Origin of the sequence: Paenibacillus sp. FSL K6-1318, assembly GCF_037976905.1 — a bacterium.
Lineage (GTDB): Bacteria > Bacillota > Bacilli > Paenibacillales > Paenibacillaceae > Paenibacillus > Paenibacillus amylolyticus_A.
This window is the reverse complement of record NZ_CP150270.1, coordinates 4,689,306-4,707,031: the sequence shown is the minus strand read 5'-3', so window position 1 is coordinate 4,707,031 and position 17,726 is coordinate 4,689,306. Positions and strand designations below refer to the sequence as shown.

17 protein-coding genes and 1 other RNA gene are annotated in these 17,726 nt (G+C 47.3%); 16 read left to right on the top strand and 2 right to left on the bottom strand.

Annotated elements, in window-relative coordinates; genetic code table 11:
• Nucleotides 1-11: 11 nt before the first annotated feature.
• The 11 genes from NYE45_RS20845 (at nucleotide 12) to rnpB (ending at nucleotide 10,577) form a co-directional block, all read left to right on the top strand.
• Nucleotides 12-152, top strand: coding sequence for a YqzL family protein (locus NYE45_RS20845; protein WP_340013821.1), 141 nt, complete (start codon nucleotides 12-14; stop codon nucleotides 150-152).
• Between the two features lie 33 nt (nucleotides 153-185).
• Nucleotides 186-938: a DNA repair protein RecO gene (recO, locus tag NYE45_RS20840; protein ID WP_340013820.1), complete on the top strand. Its 753-nt coding sequence runs from the start codon at nucleotides 186-188 to the stop codon at nucleotides 936-938.
• 158 nt (nucleotides 939-1,096) lie between these two features.
• Complete coding sequence (locus NYE45_RS20835; protein ID WP_340013819.1) at nucleotides 1,097-1,333, top strand: hypothetical protein; 237 nt, start codon at nucleotides 1,097-1,099, stop codon at nucleotides 1,331-1,333.
• Nucleotides 1,334-1,347: 14 nt separating this feature from the next.
• Entirely contained in the window at nucleotides 1,348-2,235 is an 888-nt protein-coding gene (gene glyQ / locus NYE45_RS20830) for a glycine--tRNA ligase subunit alpha (protein WP_017687252.1), read from the top strand.
• On the top strand, nucleotides 2,228-4,303 hold the full coding sequence (gene glyS / locus NYE45_RS20825) for a glycine--tRNA ligase subunit beta (RefSeq protein WP_340013818.1): 2,076 nt from the start codon (nucleotides 2,228-2,230) through the stop codon (nucleotides 4,301-4,303). The genes glyQ and glyS overlap by 8 nt, the downstream gene beginning before the upstream one ends.
• 208 nt (nucleotides 4,304-4,511) lie before the next feature.
• Nucleotides 4,512-5,000, top strand: coding sequence for a DUF188 domain-containing protein (locus NYE45_RS20820; RefSeq protein WP_062835491.1), 489 nt, complete (start codon nucleotides 4,512-4,514; stop codon nucleotides 4,998-5,000).
• Nucleotides 5,001-5,047: 47 nt separating this feature from the next.
• On the top strand, nucleotides 5,048-6,868 hold the full coding sequence (gene dnaG / locus NYE45_RS20815) for a DNA primase (RefSeq protein WP_036615029.1): 1,821 nt from the start codon (nucleotides 5,048-5,050) through the stop codon (nucleotides 6,866-6,868).
• A gap of 43 nt (nucleotides 6,869-6,911) precedes the next feature.
• On the top strand, nucleotides 6,912-8,051 hold the full coding sequence (rpoD, locus tag NYE45_RS20810; RefSeq protein WP_062835490.1) for an RNA polymerase sigma factor RpoD: 1,140 nt from the start codon (nucleotides 6,912-6,914) through the stop codon (nucleotides 8,049-8,051).
• A gap of 184 nt (nucleotides 8,052-8,235) precedes the next feature.
• Nucleotides 8,236-8,994, top strand: a complete 759-nt coding sequence (locus tag NYE45_RS20805; RefSeq protein WP_145151060.1) for a class I SAM-dependent methyltransferase — start codon at nucleotides 8,236-8,238, stop codon at nucleotides 8,992-8,994.
• Nucleotides 8,970-10,085 carry a Nif3-like dinuclear metal center hexameric protein gene (locus NYE45_RS20800; RefSeq protein ID WP_340013817.1) on the top strand — a complete coding sequence of 372 codons (1,116 nt, stop codon included), beginning with the start codon at nucleotides 8,970-8,972 and terminating at the stop codon, nucleotides 10,083-10,085. Before NYE45_RS20805 ends, NYE45_RS20800 begins: the two co-directional genes overlap by 25 nt.
• Before the next feature lie 82 nt (nucleotides 10,086-10,167).
• Nucleotides 10,168-10,577, top strand: an RNA gene (gene rnpB / locus NYE45_RS20795) — RNase P RNA component class A.
• A gap of 258 nt (nucleotides 10,578-10,835) precedes the next feature.
• On the opposite strand, the gene NYE45_RS20790 is transcribed toward rnpB, so the two are convergent.
• Nucleotides 10,836-12,065, bottom strand: a complete 1,230-nt coding sequence (locus NYE45_RS20790; RefSeq protein WP_340013816.1) for a PLP-dependent aminotransferase family protein — start codon at nucleotides 12,063-12,065, stop codon at nucleotides 10,836-10,838.
• A 108-nt stretch (nucleotides 12,066-12,173) separates the two neighbouring features.
• Here NYE45_RS20790 and NYE45_RS20785 point away from each other — a divergent pair, with 108 nt between their 5' ends.
• Both NYE45_RS20785 and NYE45_RS20780 read left to right on the top strand, forming a co-directional pair.
• Nucleotides 12,174-13,694 carry a PLP-dependent aminotransferase family protein gene (locus tag NYE45_RS20785; protein ID WP_340013815.1) on the top strand — a complete coding sequence of 507 codons (1,521 nt, stop codon included), beginning with the start codon at nucleotides 12,174-12,176 and terminating at the stop codon, nucleotides 13,692-13,694.
• 85 nt (nucleotides 13,695-13,779) lie between these two features.
• Nucleotides 13,780-14,037 carry a hypothetical protein gene (locus NYE45_RS20780; RefSeq protein WP_036615016.1) on the top strand — a complete coding sequence of 86 codons (258 nt, stop codon included), beginning with the start codon at nucleotides 13,780-13,782 and terminating at the stop codon, nucleotides 14,035-14,037.
• 107 nt (nucleotides 14,038-14,144) lie between these two features.
• Here the strand turns inward: NYE45_RS20780 and NYE45_RS20775 are convergent, their stop codons facing one another.
• Nucleotides 14,145-16,019: a S8 family peptidase gene (locus NYE45_RS20775; RefSeq protein ID WP_340013814.1), complete on the bottom strand. Its 1,875-nt coding sequence runs from the start codon at nucleotides 16,017-16,019 to the stop codon at nucleotides 14,145-14,147.
• Between the two features lie 283 nt (nucleotides 16,020-16,302).
• Between NYE45_RS20775 and NYE45_RS20770 the strand changes: the two genes are divergently transcribed.
• From NYE45_RS20770 to NYE45_RS20760, 3 genes are all read left to right on the top strand, one after another.
• Entirely contained in the window at nucleotides 16,303-16,809 is a 507-nt protein-coding gene (locus NYE45_RS20770) for a YpuI family protein (protein ID WP_062835484.1), read from the top strand.
• 19 nt (nucleotides 16,810-16,828) lie between these two features.
• Nucleotides 16,829-17,194, top strand: a complete 366-nt coding sequence (locus NYE45_RS20765) for a DUF1540 domain-containing protein (RefSeq protein ID WP_340013812.1) — start codon at nucleotides 16,829-16,831, stop codon at nucleotides 17,192-17,194.
• Between the two features lie 107 nt (nucleotides 17,195-17,301).
• Nucleotides 17,302-17,643 carry a hypothetical protein gene (locus NYE45_RS20760; RefSeq protein ID WP_340017413.1) on the top strand — a complete coding sequence of 114 codons (342 nt, stop codon included), beginning with the start codon at nucleotides 17,302-17,304 and terminating at the stop codon, nucleotides 17,641-17,643.
• Nucleotides 17,644-17,726 lie beyond the last annotated feature (83 nt).

Below are 17,726 nucleotides of genomic sequence, written 5' to 3'. Positions count from 1 at the left end.
ATGAAATTCCGATGCGAGATTTTTCGTGGAAGGTTTTTGCGATGACGGGGGACGTGGAGTCCTATTTGTTATATACCGAGGCGTGTAACTCGTTAGGACAGGAGTCGGAACCTGCAAGGGAAGTGATTGAAGATGAAGAAGCCGATGTATAACTGGCTGATTCGGGAATGGTTAGGTGACGAGGCATGCTATACAGGGTGGAAGGGATTGTCATCCGCAGCATGGACTACGGCGAAGGGAACAAAATCATTACGCTTTGCACCGAAAGCGGCGGGAAAGTAGGGGTACTCGTCCGCGGTGCCAAAAAGCCCAAGAGCCGACATGCTGCACTGGTGCAGCCGTTTACGTATGGTCAATATGTATATTTTCGCAATACAGGTCTAGGCACACTGAATGCTGGAGAAATTGTTGAATCCTATCATGAGTTGCGTGAAGATCTGGTCAAGGCCTCTTATGCCTCTTATGCGTGTGAACTATTGGATCGCGTGCTTCAGGATGAAGAGACAGGTACTTTTTGGTTCAAACAGTTAAAGGCGTGTTTGCAGGCGTTGAAGGAAGAGAAAGATCCGGTTGTTATTACAAGTCTGTACGAAATGAAAATATTACAGGCATCCGGTTATGGTCCGCAGTTTGATGAGTGTATCTCCTGTAACCAGGAGCGACCGGATGAGCAGTTGTTTATTAGTCCCAGACTTGGCGGCGTTCTGTGTCGTGCATGCAACCATTTCGATCCTCCGGCGATGTCAGTCAGTCCAAAGGCTCTGAAGTTGTTACGTTTGTTCGCGCAGTTGGATCTGCAGCGCTTGGGAAATATATCAGTGAGTGAATCTACCCGTGATGAGATCAAAAAACTGATGCGTGCCTTCATGGATCATCAGCTTGGTCTAAATCTTAAATCCCGTTCTTTCCTCGATCAGATGGAGAAGTACGGGATTTGAGGCGTTTTGCTGGAAGTGAAACTATATCTTGACTTCATACTAGATTTTATATATTATGAAATATAATTTCTCTTTATGAGACATGCATTGAACGAGAAAGTAAAAGACTGGATTTATTGCATTTGTGGGGGCAAGTTGTTGTATTACACTTGTGAATCATGAATGAGCGAGCTGGGGATGGTGGAAGCCGGGCTAAATCGGTCTTTGAAACGGCACTCGGGAGCATGAAAGGACACGGAAAAGTGGGCTGGAACGAACAGAATTATCTGTTTGATCCAAGCCAAGTAGGGTGGAACCGCGGGAATAGCTCTCGTCCCTACGTCTGTACAACAGGCGTAGGACGGGGGCTATTTATTGTTGTCTGCACCGTTCTAAGCTTGCTAACAAACCATTGAAAAGGAGCATGATTATGAATTTTCAGCAGATGATTTTAACGCTGCAACAATTCTGGGCCGAGCATAACTGTATTATTGTCCAGCCATACGATACGGAAAAAGGGGCAGGTACGATGAACCCGATGACCTTTTTACGTTCACTTGGACCTGAACCTTGGAAAGTGGCCTATGTGGAGCCTTCCCGTCGTCCTTCGGACGGACGTTATGGTGAGAACCCTAACCGGCTGTATCAGCATCATCAGTTCCAGGTGATCATCAAGCCTTCTCCGGACAATATTCAGGAAATTTACCTGGAAAGTCTGAAGCGTCTGGGCATTGATCCGCTCAAACATGATATTCGGTTTGTTGAAGATAACTGGGAGAATCCTTCCCTTGGTTGTGCAGGTTTAGGTTGGGAAGTATGGTTGGACGGAATGGAAATTACGCAATTCACGTATTTCCAACAGGTTGGTGGAATCGAGACGAATCCGGTAGCTGTTGAAATTACGTATGGTATGGAGCGTTTGGCTTCTTACATTCAGGATAAAGAGAATGTGTTTGATCTGGAATGGGTGGAAGGTATCACGTATGGTGATGTATTCCGTCAGCCAGAATTCGAACACTCCAAATATACGTTTGAAGTATCTGATGTCAAAATGCTGTTTACCCTCTTCAACATGCATGAAGAAGAAGCAAACAAAGCCATGGCGCAGCATCTGGTATTCCCGGCATATGACTATGTGCTGAAATGTTCCCACACGTTCAACCTGTTGGATGCACGTGGAGCCATCAGTGTAACGGAACGTACGGGTTACATCACACGTGTGCGTAATCTGGCTCGCCAAGTCGCTGCAACATATATGGAAGAGCGTGAGAAGCTAGGCTTCCCGCTGATCAAGAAAGGGGGAGCCGAGCATGTCTAAGGATCTGTTGTTTGAAATTGGGCTGGAAGAAGTACCTGCACGCTTCATGCGCGCAGCAATCGCACAGCTGCAAGAACGTGTCGTGAAATGGCTTGATGCATCCCGCATTGCTTATGGTGAAGTGAATGCATATGCCACACCACGCAGACTGGCTGTTTTGATTCAGAATGTGGCTGAAAAGCAGGAAGATATAGAGGAAGAAGTGAAAGGTCCTTCACGCAAAATTGCACTGGACGACAGTGGCAATTGGAGCAAAGCTGCACTGGGATTCGCCCGTAGTCAAGGCGTTGAGCCAGACCAGTTCACGTTTAAGGAATTAAACGGTGTCGAATATATCTATGCTACGAAGAGCAGCAAAGGTGTGGAAACAGCTTCTGTGATTGGCGAAGGGCTGCTTTCTGTATTGCATGCCATGACGTTCCCGAAATTCATGCGTTGGGCTTCCTATGATTTCAAATTTGTACGTCCAATCCGCTGGATTGTGGCTATGCTCGGCAGTGAGGTTATCGACCTGGAAGTAACAGGCGTCAAGTCTGGTAATATAACTCGCGGACATCGCTTCCTCGGCAAGGAGGCCGTGATTTCCAATCCGTCTTCATACGTGGAAGTTCTGCGTTCGGAACATGTTATTGCAGATGTTCAGGAACGTGAACAGATGATTGTATCCCAAATTCAGGCACTGGCTGCTGAGAAAAAATGGGATATTGCGATTAAGGAAGACTTGCTGGAGGAAGTCCTGTTCCTGGTGGAAACACCTACCGTATTGTTCGGGACATTTGACTCCTCATTCTTGAATATTCCACAAGAAGTATTGATTACTTCCATGCGTGAGCATCAGCGTTATTTCCCTGTACTGGACAGTGAAGGACAATTGTTGCCATTCTTCGTGACGGTACGTAACGGTGGAAGTGATTCACTGGATGTTATTGCCAGAGGGAATGAAAAAGTTCTGCGTGCACGTCTGTCTGATGCCAAGTTCTTCTATGAGGAAGATCAGAAGCTACAGATTAAGGATGCATTGTCGAAGCTGGAAAGTATCGTCTTCCAGGAAGAATTGGGTACGGTTGGAGATAAAGTGCGTCGTATTCGCAAGATTGCCGATGGACTTGCTGCCAAACTGCAAGTATCCGGTGATGTTGCTGAATCCGTTAGCCGTTCAGCAGATATCTGCAAATTCGATCTGGTGACACTGATGGTAGGAGAATTCCCGGAACTGCAAGGTGTGATGGGTGAGGATTACGCTCGTAAAGCTGGCGAAAAAGAAGATGTGTCCAAAGCGGTATTTGAACACTATCAGCCACGTTTCGCCGGAGATCAATCCCCTGCTTCTCTTGTCGGTGCTATTGTGAGTGCTGCGGATAAAATGGATACAATCGTGGGTTGCTTCTCCATCAATATCATTCCAACGGGTTCTCAAGATCCGTATGCGCTGCGCCGTCAGGCTGCAGGTATTGTACAGATTTTGCTGGATCACAAGCTCCCGCTGACATTGTCAGATGTGTTCGGAGTGGCACTTCAAGTGCATGCCCAGATGAACCTGTTGAAACGTGCAGATGAAGAAGTTCGTAAAGATCTGCAAGACTTCTTCGGACTTCGTGTGAAAAAATTGTTGTCCGAAACCGTCCGTTACGACGTCGTGGATGCCGTGATTTCTTCTGGATTCGATGATATCAGCGCTGTGGTTCCAAAAGGTGAAGCGTTGATGGCAGCTGTTCTGACAGGAGACGCATTCAAAACAACGGTTGAATCGTTCAACCGTGTGGGTAATCTGGCTGCCAAAGCATCCAATGCTTCCGTACATCCGGAACTGTTCACAGAAGATGGAGAGCGTCAGTTACACGAGGCATGGAGCAGAACGAATGCAGAGTACCGTCAGGCGTTGACTCAGCACGATGCTGCTGAAGCGCTGGCTATTGCATCCGCTTGGAAGGATGGTATTACCTCATTCTTCGATTCGGTTATGGTTATGGCTGAAGATGATGCTGTTCGTGCGAACCGACTTGCACTGCTCGCGGCTATTGATCGTGACTTGAAAGGATTTGCTGATTTTTCCAAGTTGGTTTGGTAATTGGGCGTATTTCATGAGTCCTTTTCCACAGTCTTGGAGCAATGCTAAAATTCAGTATTAAAGAAGGATATATGAGGGTATAAATATACGGAACGGGTTGTGAAATGTATTTTTGACAACCGCTCCGTATTTTAGCCTTTGATTTCCCTCGTTCCGGCAGAAGGATTTTGCCTGGCCGGGGTCGTATATTACAATATGCAGCTATTTTATGAAACCGGGTGGTCTGGGTTTGAGTGAGTTAAATATACGCCACATTGTTGTGGATGGTGATGCTTGTCCGGTCAAAACCGAGATTGCGCAAACCGCTCGCCTTTTCAACGTCCCTGTACTGTTAGTCTCTTCATTTGATCATTTGCTTCAAGGAGGAGAAGGGGTGCGAACCGTGCAAGTGGATCGTAGTGATCAGAGCGCAGACCTGTATATTGCTAATCATATTAAGCCATACGATGTGGTTATCACTCAGGACTATGGACTTGCGGCACTTGCGCTTGGCAAACGTTGTTATGTTTTATCCTTTCGTGGTCGTGAGTTTAACGATCGTGACATTGATTTCATGTTGGATTCTCGTCATACTGCGGCCAAAGCACGAAAAAGAGGCCATTACGGGAAAGGCCCAAAGCCTTTCACAGAGCAGGATCGAGAAATTTTTCAACATAAACTGACAAAACTTTTAAAAGATTTGCAGGAGAATGTGTAAGTTTATCGAATTATATTTACGTGTTGAAGAGATGAAGGTGGCCAGAGATGAGTACCGGACAAGGCGGTATACCCGAAAGTATTATTGAATCGGTGTTACAGCAGAATGATATTGTCGATACGGTGAGCCGATTTGTGCATCTGACCAAACAGGGGAAGTATATGAAAGGCCTCTGTCCTTTTCATTCCGAGAAGACGCCTTCGTTCACCGTTACACCTGAGAAACAGATTTTCTACTGCTACGGTTGCGGCACGGGTGGAAATGCCATCAAATTCAGGATGGAAATCGAAGGGTTATCCTTTCCCGAGGCTGTCAAGACGATGGCGGAAGAAAGTCACATCTCTATGGGCGACTGGCAAGGGCGTGAATCTGCTCATGTGAATCCGGAGACAGAACGTCTGTTGGAGGCTTATGAGCTTACCGCGAAGCTGTATCATTTTTTGTTGAAAAATACAGAGCACGGCAAGTCAGCCATGGAGTATTTACGCTCACGAGGTTTTGGCGACAAGTTGATCGACCAGTTCCAGATTGGGTTCGCACCAAATCGTTGGGACACCCTGGTACAATTTCTCGAAAAACGTAACTATCCGCTTGAAGAGATGGAAAAGGGTGGACTACTGTCACCGCGAAATGAAGGTCAGGGATATGTGGATCGATTCCGAGACCGGATTATGTTCCCGATCAATGGCAGGAGCGGTAAGCCAATTGCATTTGCAGGGCGCATATTGGGAGACGGGCAACCGAAGTATCTAAATTCACCGGAAACCCGGTTATTTAACAAAAGCCGTGTTCTCTATAATCTGCATCATGCCAAAAATGCAATTCGCAAACAACGGCAAGCCATTTTGTTCGAGGGATACGGTGATGTCATCTCCGCATGGGATCAGGATATCCAGAACGGTGTAGCGGCAATGGGTACTGCGTTAACCGAGAATCAGGCACTGATGCTCAAAGGGATGTGTGACGAGGTCATCATATGTTATGACGGCGACCGAGCAGGACAGGCTGCTGCACTCAAAAACTTTCCCATTCTTGAGGAAGCCGGATTGCAGGTCAAAGTGGCTCTCATACCTGAGGGACTCGACCCGGATGATTTTATCCGGAAGCATGGTGGTGAGCGGTTCCGAAACCAGATTGTGGACGGCGCCGTGACAACTACAAAATTTAAACTTATAAACCTAAAAAAAAGCCATATACTGCTAGAGGGTGGCGGACAAATCGCCTATTCGAAAGAAGCAGTAAAACTGATTGCCCCCTTACCTTCTCCAACAGAGCGGGAAGTGTATCTTCGTGAACTGGCTGCAGAAGTGGACGTATCCTTCGAAACATTGAAGCAGGAGTGTAATGAAGAACGGGAGGCGATGAAAAATAACCTCCAGTTTGGGGATAATAACCCGAAAAGGTGGAATAATGGTAGGCAACAAAATAGGCAGGTGCCTACACCCAATCTGTTGCCGGCTTACCACGCTGCTGAACGCAAACTGATTGCCTGGATGTTGCAGGATGATGAGGCTGCCCAGTACGTGAATGAGCATCTTGGTGAAGCTTTTAACTTGGATGATCATGCAGCTATTGCTGCTTATCTATATGCCTACTATGCGCAAGGCAAACCGTCGGATACAAGCCGTTTTATGTCTTCACTGCATGACGATCGCCTGGAAAAGACGGTTAGTTCAATCTCGATGATGGATGGTCCAGGTGAATGGAGTATTCAAATGCTCGATGATTGCATCAGGGAAGTGCTGAAGCATCCGCGTAAGAAAGAGTACGATTTGAAAAAAGAAGAAATGATTGCTGCAGAGCGGGCAGGTGATTCTGTACGCGCGGCACAGATTGCAATTGAAATGATTGCCCTAGAGAGACAGTGAACGTCTGATTATTGGATGTTTCTAGGGAGGAGGGAGTCGAGTTATGGCGAATGATCAGCATACTGAACTAGAAACAGAATTGACACTGGATCAGGTTAAAGATCAATTGATTGAATCAGGTAAGAAAAGAGCTTCGTTGAATTACAAGGAAATTATAGAGAAACTCTCTCCTTTTGAGCAAGATGCAGAGCAAATGGATGAGTTCTATGAGCAACTGAGTGATCTGGGTATCGATGTAGTGAATGAAAATGATGAAGAGGTTACACTTCGTCCTAGTGAAGATTCCGAGAACAACACCAGAGAGGGAGAGGACGAATTCCACTTTGATGATGATCTGAGCTTGCCGCCAGGTATCAAAATCAATGACCCTGTCCGTATGTATCTCAAGGAAATTGGTCGTGTGCCATTGTTGTCGGCAGATGACGAAGTACAACTGGCCAAACGGATTGAGAACGGGGATGAAGAAGCCAAGCGTCGTCTGGCTGAAGCGAACTTACGGCTCGTTGTCAGTATCGCGAAGCGTTACGTTGGACGTGGAATGTTGTTCCTTGATTTGATTCAGGAAGGTAATATGGGTCTGATCAAAGCGGTTGAGAAGTTCGACCACAAAAAAGGATACAAGTTCAGTACGTATGCCACATGGTGGATTCGCCAAGCGATTACTCGTGCTATTGCTGACCAGGCGCGTACCATTCGTATCCCTGTGCACATGGTAGAGACGATTAATAAGCTGATCCGGGTATCCCGTCAGCTGTTGCAGGAACTTGGGCGTGAACCGACACCAGAAGAAATCGCTGCTGAGATGGATCTGAGTGTGGAGAAAGTTCGTGAAATTACGAAGATTGCACAGGAACCGGTTTCTCTGGAAACACCGATTGGTGAGGAAGATGATTCCCATCTGGGTGACTTCATTGAGGATCAGGAAGCACTTGCTCCGGCGGATGCTGCTGCGTATGAGTTGTTGAAAGAACAGCTCGAAGATGTACTTGATACATTGACTGAGCGTGAAGAGAATGTTCTTCGTCTGCGTTTTGGTCTGGACGATGGACGGACAAGAACGCTGGAGGAAGTCGGCAAGGTATTTGGAGTTACGCGTGAGCGTATTCGTCAGATCGAAGCCAAGGCTCTTCGTAAATTGCGTCACCCGAGTCGTAGTAAACGACTCAAGGATTTCCTCGAATAATCGAACTATGGGAGACTTTCCGCAAGACGCTTTAGCGGCGGCGGGGTCTCCTTTATTTTTAATTTAAACGTCTTGATTTCTTGGTTTTGGAAATTCATCCTTGAAATGTTTGATTGGATTTTATTTTATCGCTTTTCCTTGTTCAATGCAAATCAATAAATTAAATGAATGGTGTAGGTGCTTCATGAAACTTTCGAATCGATTACAGCGAATACATGATCAAATTCCCGATGGCAGCCGCATGGCTGATATCGGTTCAGACCACGCGTTGCTGCCAGTAGCCGCGATCCGCAGTGGGAAAGCCGCAAGTGCAGTAGCCGGGGAAGTCAATCCTGGCCCTTATGATGCTGCATGCAAACAAGTTAGCGATGCTGGCCTGAAAGAGAAAATCACAGTGCGTCGTGGAGACGGGCTTGATGTGATTTCTGCGGGAGAAGTGGAAGTCATCACTATTGCAGGTATGGGTGGTGCTCTGATCGCGTCTATTTTGGACCGAGGTTTATCCAAACTGGAAGGGGTCCAGCTCCTTATTTTGCAACCGAATGTGGGAGAGGATATCCTCAGACGCTGGTTGTTGGAGCATAATTGGGTAGTTGTAGCAGAACAGTTGCTCGAAGAAGACGGTAAGCTCTATGAAATTATCACGGCGATGCCACAATCCGTAAGCCCGATTGCAAATGTTGAGGTGTATCGTGCACGTCCGCTTCAAGGCGGGGTAGAATTGACGGAAGATTTGCTACTGCGGATGGGACCTTATTTGGTGGATCGTCCAACAGATGTATTCTTTGCCAAATGGGAAAGTGAGATCGTCAAACTGCAAGGGGTTGTTAACTCCATCTCCAAATCCGATCAGGATTCTTCCCGGGACAAGGCGGCTGAGGTAGAGCGTCTGATCGCAAACTTGAAGGAGGTTTTGGCATGTTTGCCAAAGGTCAAACTGTAATTCAACTGATGGAGCAGCTCGCTCCGAAACATCTGGCTGTGCCGGACGACCGCATTGGTCTACAGCTGGGCAGTTTGCAAAAAGAAATTAGTCACGTTCTTGTTGCTTTGGATGTGACAGATGAAGTGGTGGACGAAGCAATTCGCATCGGAGCCAATCTGATTATCGCTCATCATGCCATCATTTTCCGACCGGTTAAGTCACTTAGTACGGATACCCCTACGGGTAAATTGTATGAAAAACTGATTAAGCATGATATCGCTGTCTATATCAGTCATACGAACCTGGACGTAGCCGAAGGTGGCATGAATGACTGGATGGCCGAGGCACTCGGCATCGAGAGTAAAGAATCGCTGGAGGATGTACATACAGATCATCTGTACAAACTCGCTGTATTTGTGCCTCGCACGCATCATGAACAGGTTCTTCAAGCCATTCTGGAAGCCGGAGCAGGGAGTATCGGTCAATACAACAAGTGCAGCTTCAACACAGAAGGTACAGGAACATTTGTACCAGGTGAAGGGACACAGCCGTTTATTGGTACCCAGGGGCAGATGGAACGTGTGGAAGAAATGCGGATTGAGACCATTGTGCCTCAAAGCCTGCGGAGTAAGGTTGTTCAGGCGATGCTTAAGGCTCACCCGTATGAAGAAGTGGCCTATGACCTCTATGCAATGGATTTAAAAGGCCGTACGCTCGGTCTGGGACGCTTGGGACCCCTTAGGGAGCCTAAGACATTAGGTGAGCTCGTGGAGGTCGTGAAGACCCAATTTAATGTTCCTCATGTGCGTGTAGTAGGGGATATGAACAAACAGATCAAAAAAGCAGCGGTTCTTGGCGGCTCTGGCAGCCGTTACGCGCTCACGGCTCGCTTCAAAGGCGCGGATGTTATTGTGACCGGGGATATCGATTATCACACGGCTCATGATGCGTTGATGGCAGGCATGTGTATCATCGACCCGGGACATAATTCCGAAAAGATTATGAAACCGAAAACAGCCGATTGGCTTCGTTCCCGTTTGCAAGATAAACGACATGATACGCAAGTTACAGCTTCAGAGGTAAATACGGAAGTATTCCAGTTTATCTAAAAAGACAGTTGCTGTGCGATTCCCAGTAATATTAAGCTTGTCTGGGAACCCAATTGCCTGTATACTATGTAATGTTGTTCGGAAAGTTTGACAGACAATCGCTGGTGGCCTTTGTTGCCACGAGAGGAAAGTCCGGGCTCCACAGGGCAGGATGCTGGATAACGTCCAGTCAGCGCGAGTTGAAGGATAGTGCCACAGAAATGGACCGCCGATGGCCGGATTTTCCGGCACAGGCAAGGATGGAACCGAGGTGTAAGAGACCCCGAGGAACGCTGGTGACTTCGTTCCTGGTAAACCCCATCTGGAGCAAGACCTAATGGGACACAGCCGCCTTTTCGGAGGAGGCAACCTTAGCCCGAGGTGTGTCTAGGTTGGTCGCTTGAGCTGTGCAGCAATGTATGGCCTAGATAGATGATTGTCGCTTCTGGTGGGAGGGTAGTTCCCGTATGAACCACGAAGAGCACAGAACCCGGCTTACGGTAAGCTTTCCTAACTGCAACAACAACACTATAGCAACACAATGTAGTCCACCTATCAGTCGAGGACAACTCGTATGAATCAATTCGATGGCCTGACTGATCAGAAGGACCCATGAACATCTGAAAAAACATAACTCCTGTTGATAACAGGTTCTATAAAAATAAGGCGGCAGTTCCGAGATTCTCGGGCCTGCCGCCTTATTTTTGTTTCTTATATCAAGTTATTTAACCTTCATACGTTAATAAATAGCGAAACGTTTATGACAGTTCATTACAGTGTAACCACACTGTCCGATGTTAACGAAGCATGCCAGCGTTGAATGGCGCGATCCATTCGTTCTACAGCTTCCGGGAGTAGCTCGGGATCCGTATGCGTGAAGTTGATCCGCATGCGGTTCAGCTCCGGTGTACCCGCATAGAAGGAATCACCCGGGACAATGCACACTTTCTCCTGAATACCGTAAGTGAACAAATTGCTTGCAAGCATGCCTTCAGGCAATTGCAGCCACAAGAACATGCCACCTTGTGGTGAATTCCACGAGATGCCTTCCCATGCTTTGGCTGCCATAAGAGTCGTCAATGTTTTCATGCGTTTTTCGTAATCCTCTGAAATCTGGCGGATATGCGCATCCAGATCGAAAGATTCAAGCAGTGCGTGAAGAGCTCTTTGGTCGATGCTGCTGGAATGCAAGTCGGCACCCTGTTTAGCCCGTGCTGCCATTTTGACAATATCGGGAGCTGCCAGAATCCAGCCCGTACGAAGACCTGGTGCTACTGTTTTGGAGAACGTACTGGTGTAAATGACATTAGAGGGGCCTTCATAGGATGCTGCATCCAATTCTGCGAGAGCAGGGACATCCAATTGCTCCGGATTGAACCGAATTTCGCCATAGGGATCATCTTCGAGGATGAGTACACCATACTTGCGGCATAGGTCTACAGCCTGCTGACGTCTTTCTCGTGACCATACTTTACCCGTAGGATTGGAGAATGTTGGGTTGATGTAGACGAGCTTTGGACGATGCAGCTGGAGCTGTTCCTCCAGAGATTCAGGCAACATGCCGTGATCATCACAGGCTACGCCGTGAGATTCAGCCTGATAGGAATGAATAACTTGTAGGGCAGCGAGGTAGGTAGGTGATTCAACCAGTACGCGGTCACCCGGATCAAGAAGGATGCGACAGACCAAGTCAATGGATTGCTGTGAACCCGTCGTGAGGAGCATATGGTCGGGTGAAGCGGGAATGCCTTTGGATTCAAGACGCTCGGCGATTTTGGCGCGGAGAGGACGGTAACCTTCAGTCTCCGCATATTGAAGAGCGGCTGCTCCGCTCATAAATACTTTTTCATATGCAACGCGGATAGCTTCCAGCGGGAATGAAGTCTGCGCTGGTAATCCACCGGCTAATGAGATCATTCCAGGTGCCTGAGCGGCCTGGAGCATGTCGCGAACGACAGAGGACGGGGTGTTTTGTGCCATTTTGGACCAAGGGATACTCATGTTATTCTCATCTCCTGTTATTCACTGTTATACTGATATTATAAACTATAATAGACGGACTGCACTATAACAGTAAAATGAAGATCATAACAGTTGGGGGGAGCACACATGCATATTGAATTAAAAAGGGGAAGCAGTACCAAATTGTACGTGCAAATAGCGCTAACGATTGCGGATCGCATCCGGTCAGGACTGATTGAACCCGGAACCCGACTTCCTTCTGTTCGTAAAATGACCACGGATCTGGGTGTCAGCCTGGTCACCGTATCGAAGGCCTATGCTGAACTCGAAGCGATTCAATTGATTACCTGCTCCCAGGGTAAAGGTTGTTATGTCAGAGGGGCATTACACACGGATCAGAGGGAGGATGTGGACCGAGCGCAGCGGAAAAATAGCAATAGTGAATCCAGTACGCCATGGAATTGGCAAATGGCACTGGTGGATTATTTACCGCGAGCACAGCTCTGGAGACATTTTGATACGTCACCTCAAGTACGGTATGAACTTCATATGTCAGCGATTCAGCCTGAACTGTTACCTACACGCGAGATTATCGACAGTGCCTATCGGCTTTCCTCTGATCATGCAGAGCGTATGGCGGCGTATGGATCTTTTCAGGGAGATCGGGAACTCAGACAGATCTTTGCGGAACATTTTGCCGAGCGTGGACTACAGGTGACACCTGAACGCATGTTAATTACAAGCGGTGCTCAGCAGGGGATTGATCTTGTGGCACGGACTTTTGTCGGACCCGGGGATGTAGTGTATATGGAGGCGCCAAGCTATACCGGAGCCATTGATGTGTTTACAAGCAGAGGTGCGAAGATCATTACGGTTCCGATGGACGACGAAGGTATGCGTATTGATCTGTTAACCCGCTTATGTGACACTTATCCGCCCAAGCTGATCTATACAATCCCGACCTATCACAATCCGACTGGTATTACGATGAGTGCAAGAAGGCGAGCACAGCTCCTGAATCTCGCGCAAAGCTATCACTGCCTCATTCTGGAGGATGATCCGTTTGCAGATCTTTATTTTCGTGATCCTCCCCCGGCTTCCATTAAATCCATGGATGGGACAGGTCATGTGGTGTATATCAAAAGCTTCAGCAAGGTGCTGTCTCCCGGTTGCCGTATAGCCTGCGCCATTGCAGACGGAAGCGTACTGACCCGGCTTGTGGCTGCGAAATCTACGGCAGATTTGGGGAGCCCACTGCTTACACAGAAGGCACTGCAATCCTTTATTCAGAATCAGTATGGGGCCTATGTATCCCGCTTGAGGGATGAATTGTATTCTCGCTTGTGTGCGGCATCTGAAGTGCTGGAAGAGCATGCTACTAAGGATATACACTGGCGCTTGCCAGAGGGAGGACTTAATCTATGGCTTCAACTTCCGAGTAGTCTGGATATGCGTGAGCTGCATCATCAGTCACTTGCCGCAGGGGTCTCATTCCTGCCGGGTTCCGCCTGTTATGTGGGGGAGACGGATACTTCAAGTCTGCGTATCTGCTTCACGGTCACGAGCGTTGAGCTTTTGTGTGAAGGGCTTCGTGTCCTCTGCGGGGTTATTAACAGAGTAACACCTGGGCAGGGTGGGGCAGTGGCGGACAGGCTACCGCTCATATAATTTTTCGGAGTATGGACATACATCCAATCCACTTTCGACCTGATGCAATAGGTTATAGTATCACCAGAAAGGGAGTTGGTTTTAAATGAACCATTACTGTCCACCGCTTTGCCCGATTGTCTGTGACCCGATCCAGGTTGTTGAGGATTACTACATCCCGCAAATCGTACCTGTAATCCACCCGATTGAAGTAATCAAAAAACATCACTGTGTTCCGATTCACCACCACATGTACCCTGTTGTTGTTAAAGAAGAAGACCCTTGCTATGTATCCAGCCATAATCCGAAGAAAAAATCCGTGAAAAAATCAAGCAAAGCCCGCACAACTTCTCGTAAACGTTAATCGCAGCGGGTGCCCCGGGGAATTTGGAATTTGGATATAAACCAAAGAGCAGCGTACGCCCCGGGGCGCAGCTGCTTTTGTGTTTTTACAGAATTGAGTCATGACGACTACTTGGTATACTTTTTCATCGTATTATCCATTTGTTGTCTGACATGCTGGGGCCAGAACTGTAAGGGTGCGCTGTTGCCTGATGCGGCTTGCAGTGCTTTATAGACATCGATCTGCCCATAGCCGAAATACTTATCGTGACCCGGATCACCGAGGTCAATGACACTTTGGCGCATCAGATCCATCACTTCCGTGTTCGTTAAATCCGGGTTCAAGGAACGAATCAAACCTGCAAGTGCGGCTACATGCGGACTAGCCATGGATGTACCAGACAAAGCTGCGTACTGATTGTCCGGATACGTACTTGCGATACTGGATCCTGGGGCCATCACATCCACATAATCCCCGTAGTTGGAATAGGACGCTTTGCTCATATCCGGGTCCGTAGCAGATACGGCGAATACTTCCGGATAGGCAGCAGGGTAGCCTGGACGCTCCGTATTATCATTCCCTGTGGCTGCAATCAGCACGATATCGCGGTCAAAAGCGTATTTAATGGCATCATGAAGAAATTGCGCATCAGCATAATTGCCGAGACTCATGTTGATGACTTTGGCTCCATGATCCGCTGCCCAGATGATGCCTTCGGCAACGGCATATGTGGTTCCAGACCCCGAGTTGTCCAGCACCTTCACCGGGAGTACCTTGTTATACCAGCTCATGCCTGCTACGCCTTCATTATTGTTGACAATAGCACCGATAATGCCTGCGACGTGTGTGCCATGTCCCACATCGTCCATCGGCTGGCTTCCCGGCTCGACCACATTATAGCCCTCAAGGAGCTTGCCCTTCAGGTCAGGGTGATTCATATCCACACCTGTGTCGACCACTGCAACGATAACATCTTTGTTTCCTTTGGTAATATTCCAACCTCTGTTCGTCTCAATCGCAGGCAAGTTCCACTGATAATCGGAGAACAAAATGTCGTTGGGTATCGTTACATCGGTTTGTTCAGTTACGGTGTCATTGGTTAAATACATGTAGTGGGGTTCCATATAGAGTGGATTCCATTTACTTTCGAAATAGCTATGCAATTGCTTGTAATTCATGTGTTCTGACCGAAAAACATACGTGTATCCCAGCTTACGCGCAGATTGCGCTCTTAGATCAGATTTAATGATACGCATATCCCGTTCACCGGGATCCTGCCGAAAACGGATGACGATTTCATTTTCGTAGAAATGACTGGCATTGGCATTATCATGCCCGGTTTTCACTGTGATTTCATTCAACGTATCCGGGTGAACAGATTCAATTTTGAACTTGCCTTCACGCGGATAAGGGATCATACGCAGGTTTTTGCGCTGATGTTGTTCAACAGCATTTAAGACGTTCTGACTGAACAAGGCAATCACAGCTCTTTTGCCGTCTTTTGAGGGTTGCCCCATAACAAAATATTTTTCTTTTCCCAAAGGGAAAGAAGAGGATTCGAAGCTTTGACGTTTGTTTACCGCTTTTTTGGCAAGATTCAGCGCATGATCAAGCTTCTGTCTCTCTAGCTTGCTGCCTTGCTGGGATGCCTGATCAAATGGCTTGCCCAATGAGCCATTGGCACCCATGAGATGAATGGATCTGATATGTTCATGTGAACTTTGGAGATCATTCACGTATCGACTAACCTGTGCGGCATTCATTGTTGAGGTTTTCTCCAGCATGATACTGAGATGTTGCTTGGCATCCATGCGAGTCAGGAGATCTGTTGCTTTAACATCCTCCACTTTCAGACGCTGCTTGTTCGTGTGCTCTTCATGAGCAGAATCGGATAGGGCACTTGGCTTAGGTTCGGGACGATTGGATGTTGGAAGCAGGAGCGTCAGGGCGAGTGCTCCCGCACCAGCTGCAAGGGCCCAGTTAATCCATTTCGGTCTGGACATGGTGGATGGAACCTCCTTCGTTCATTTTGGACAATCATTAACAGTGCTTCATCGTTGTCACTGGTTATATCTATCGTTAGAAAAAGCGGATATTTTTATGCAGGCGAGTTCGAGTCCAACTGCGTATAATAGGCATGTTTAATGACAGAAACGGAAAGCATGATTAAGGGATACCGCTCGTCATCTTTTTATGGTAGGATTATAGCTGAGAATTCAAAGGTCAGGGGAAAACCACCGTTGGCCGACCTATATGTAAGGACTTATTTAAGGGGGAGCTACCTTTATGTCAGCAGCCAATGTACAGAAAACATGTGAGTCAACTAGGGAAAAGTTAAAACCGGCTATCGATCGGATTGAAAAATTTTTGAATGAAAATGCCTTGCCTGAACTGGATCAGAATCAGACGGAAGAATCAACAGCCTTCTACAAAGGATTTCTTTCAGATCTCCGTCATTTGCTCGTTTTTTCTGAAGTTTCTTACGAAAAACTTGGCGTTGTGCTGCGTCGTGCCAACTTTGATGTCGATTTTGCCGAAAAGGCTCTTTATAATACGTATCACCAATGCGTAAACAGCTTTTTCTATCCCAAAAATGAATGTTATTCCGAAGACGGAAGATACGCTTACACAGGACAAGATGCCATTCGTTTCCGTGACAAGCCAATCCGTGCAGTACGGGATGTCATTCTTGAGGTTTCCAAAACGTACGAAGAATTGCGCGATGATCTGGCATATTATGAAAGTGACTACTTGACTCAGCGCCGTATGCAAAATCAACGTAATCACGCTTAATGAACGTTTAAACCTTAATATGAAATTGGACGAAACCGCCCTTGTGGCGGTTTTTTTTGTGTCTTCAGGTGAGAATCAGACAAGGCGCGATCATGTCATCATCTGGCATTTGTGCGGGGAATATCGGGTTTGTGGCGGGGAGACAATAGTAGTCGAGGTGATAAAAATGAGCCAAGACAAACCAATAGTCAAGTGCAGCGTCTCCAACTGCAACTTCTGGGGAGAAAACAACTTCTGCCAAGCTGATGCCATCATGATTGACATTGACCAACATGCCACCCGTCGTCTGCATGAGGAATTTGCCGGTGAGACATTTGACTCCGATCACCATGATCATGCACGCACATCCTCTGCAACATGCTGTCACACGTTCAAACCCAAGTGAGCAGTCATCCCTATTCATAACGGAGGTGCTTCCAAATGAAAAATGACGATAATAAGTTTAATTTTCAAGATCGTCCTAAAATCAATGTTGACGGTGAAAAACAGCGTATGCGTGTCGATTATCCCAGAAAAGCACATCGGGAAGAATACGGGGCAGAGGTCGCTCCTCCGACTGTCGTAAAAACTGGAGGTACCGAACGGGCAGAGCCTGTACCTGAGAAGCATGAGGCAGACCGGGTGATGGAATCAACAGGTAAGGTCGCGGGTTACATGGGACTTGCCTTCGGTATCGCGTCTTTGTTCATGTGGTCAATTGTACTTGGACCGGCCGCAGCCGTACTGGGTTACTATGCATATGTGAATGGTCGGAAGACAGCGGGAGCTTGGTCCATTGGACTGGGTGTTGTAGCCACGCTGAGTTATTTTTTCATGATTCCATTCGCTCGCTAAAGTATAAAATATTCATTCAAAAACCTTCTGTTCTCACCCAAATGCGGTGAATGACAGAAGGTTTTTTTCGTATATGCGCAGGT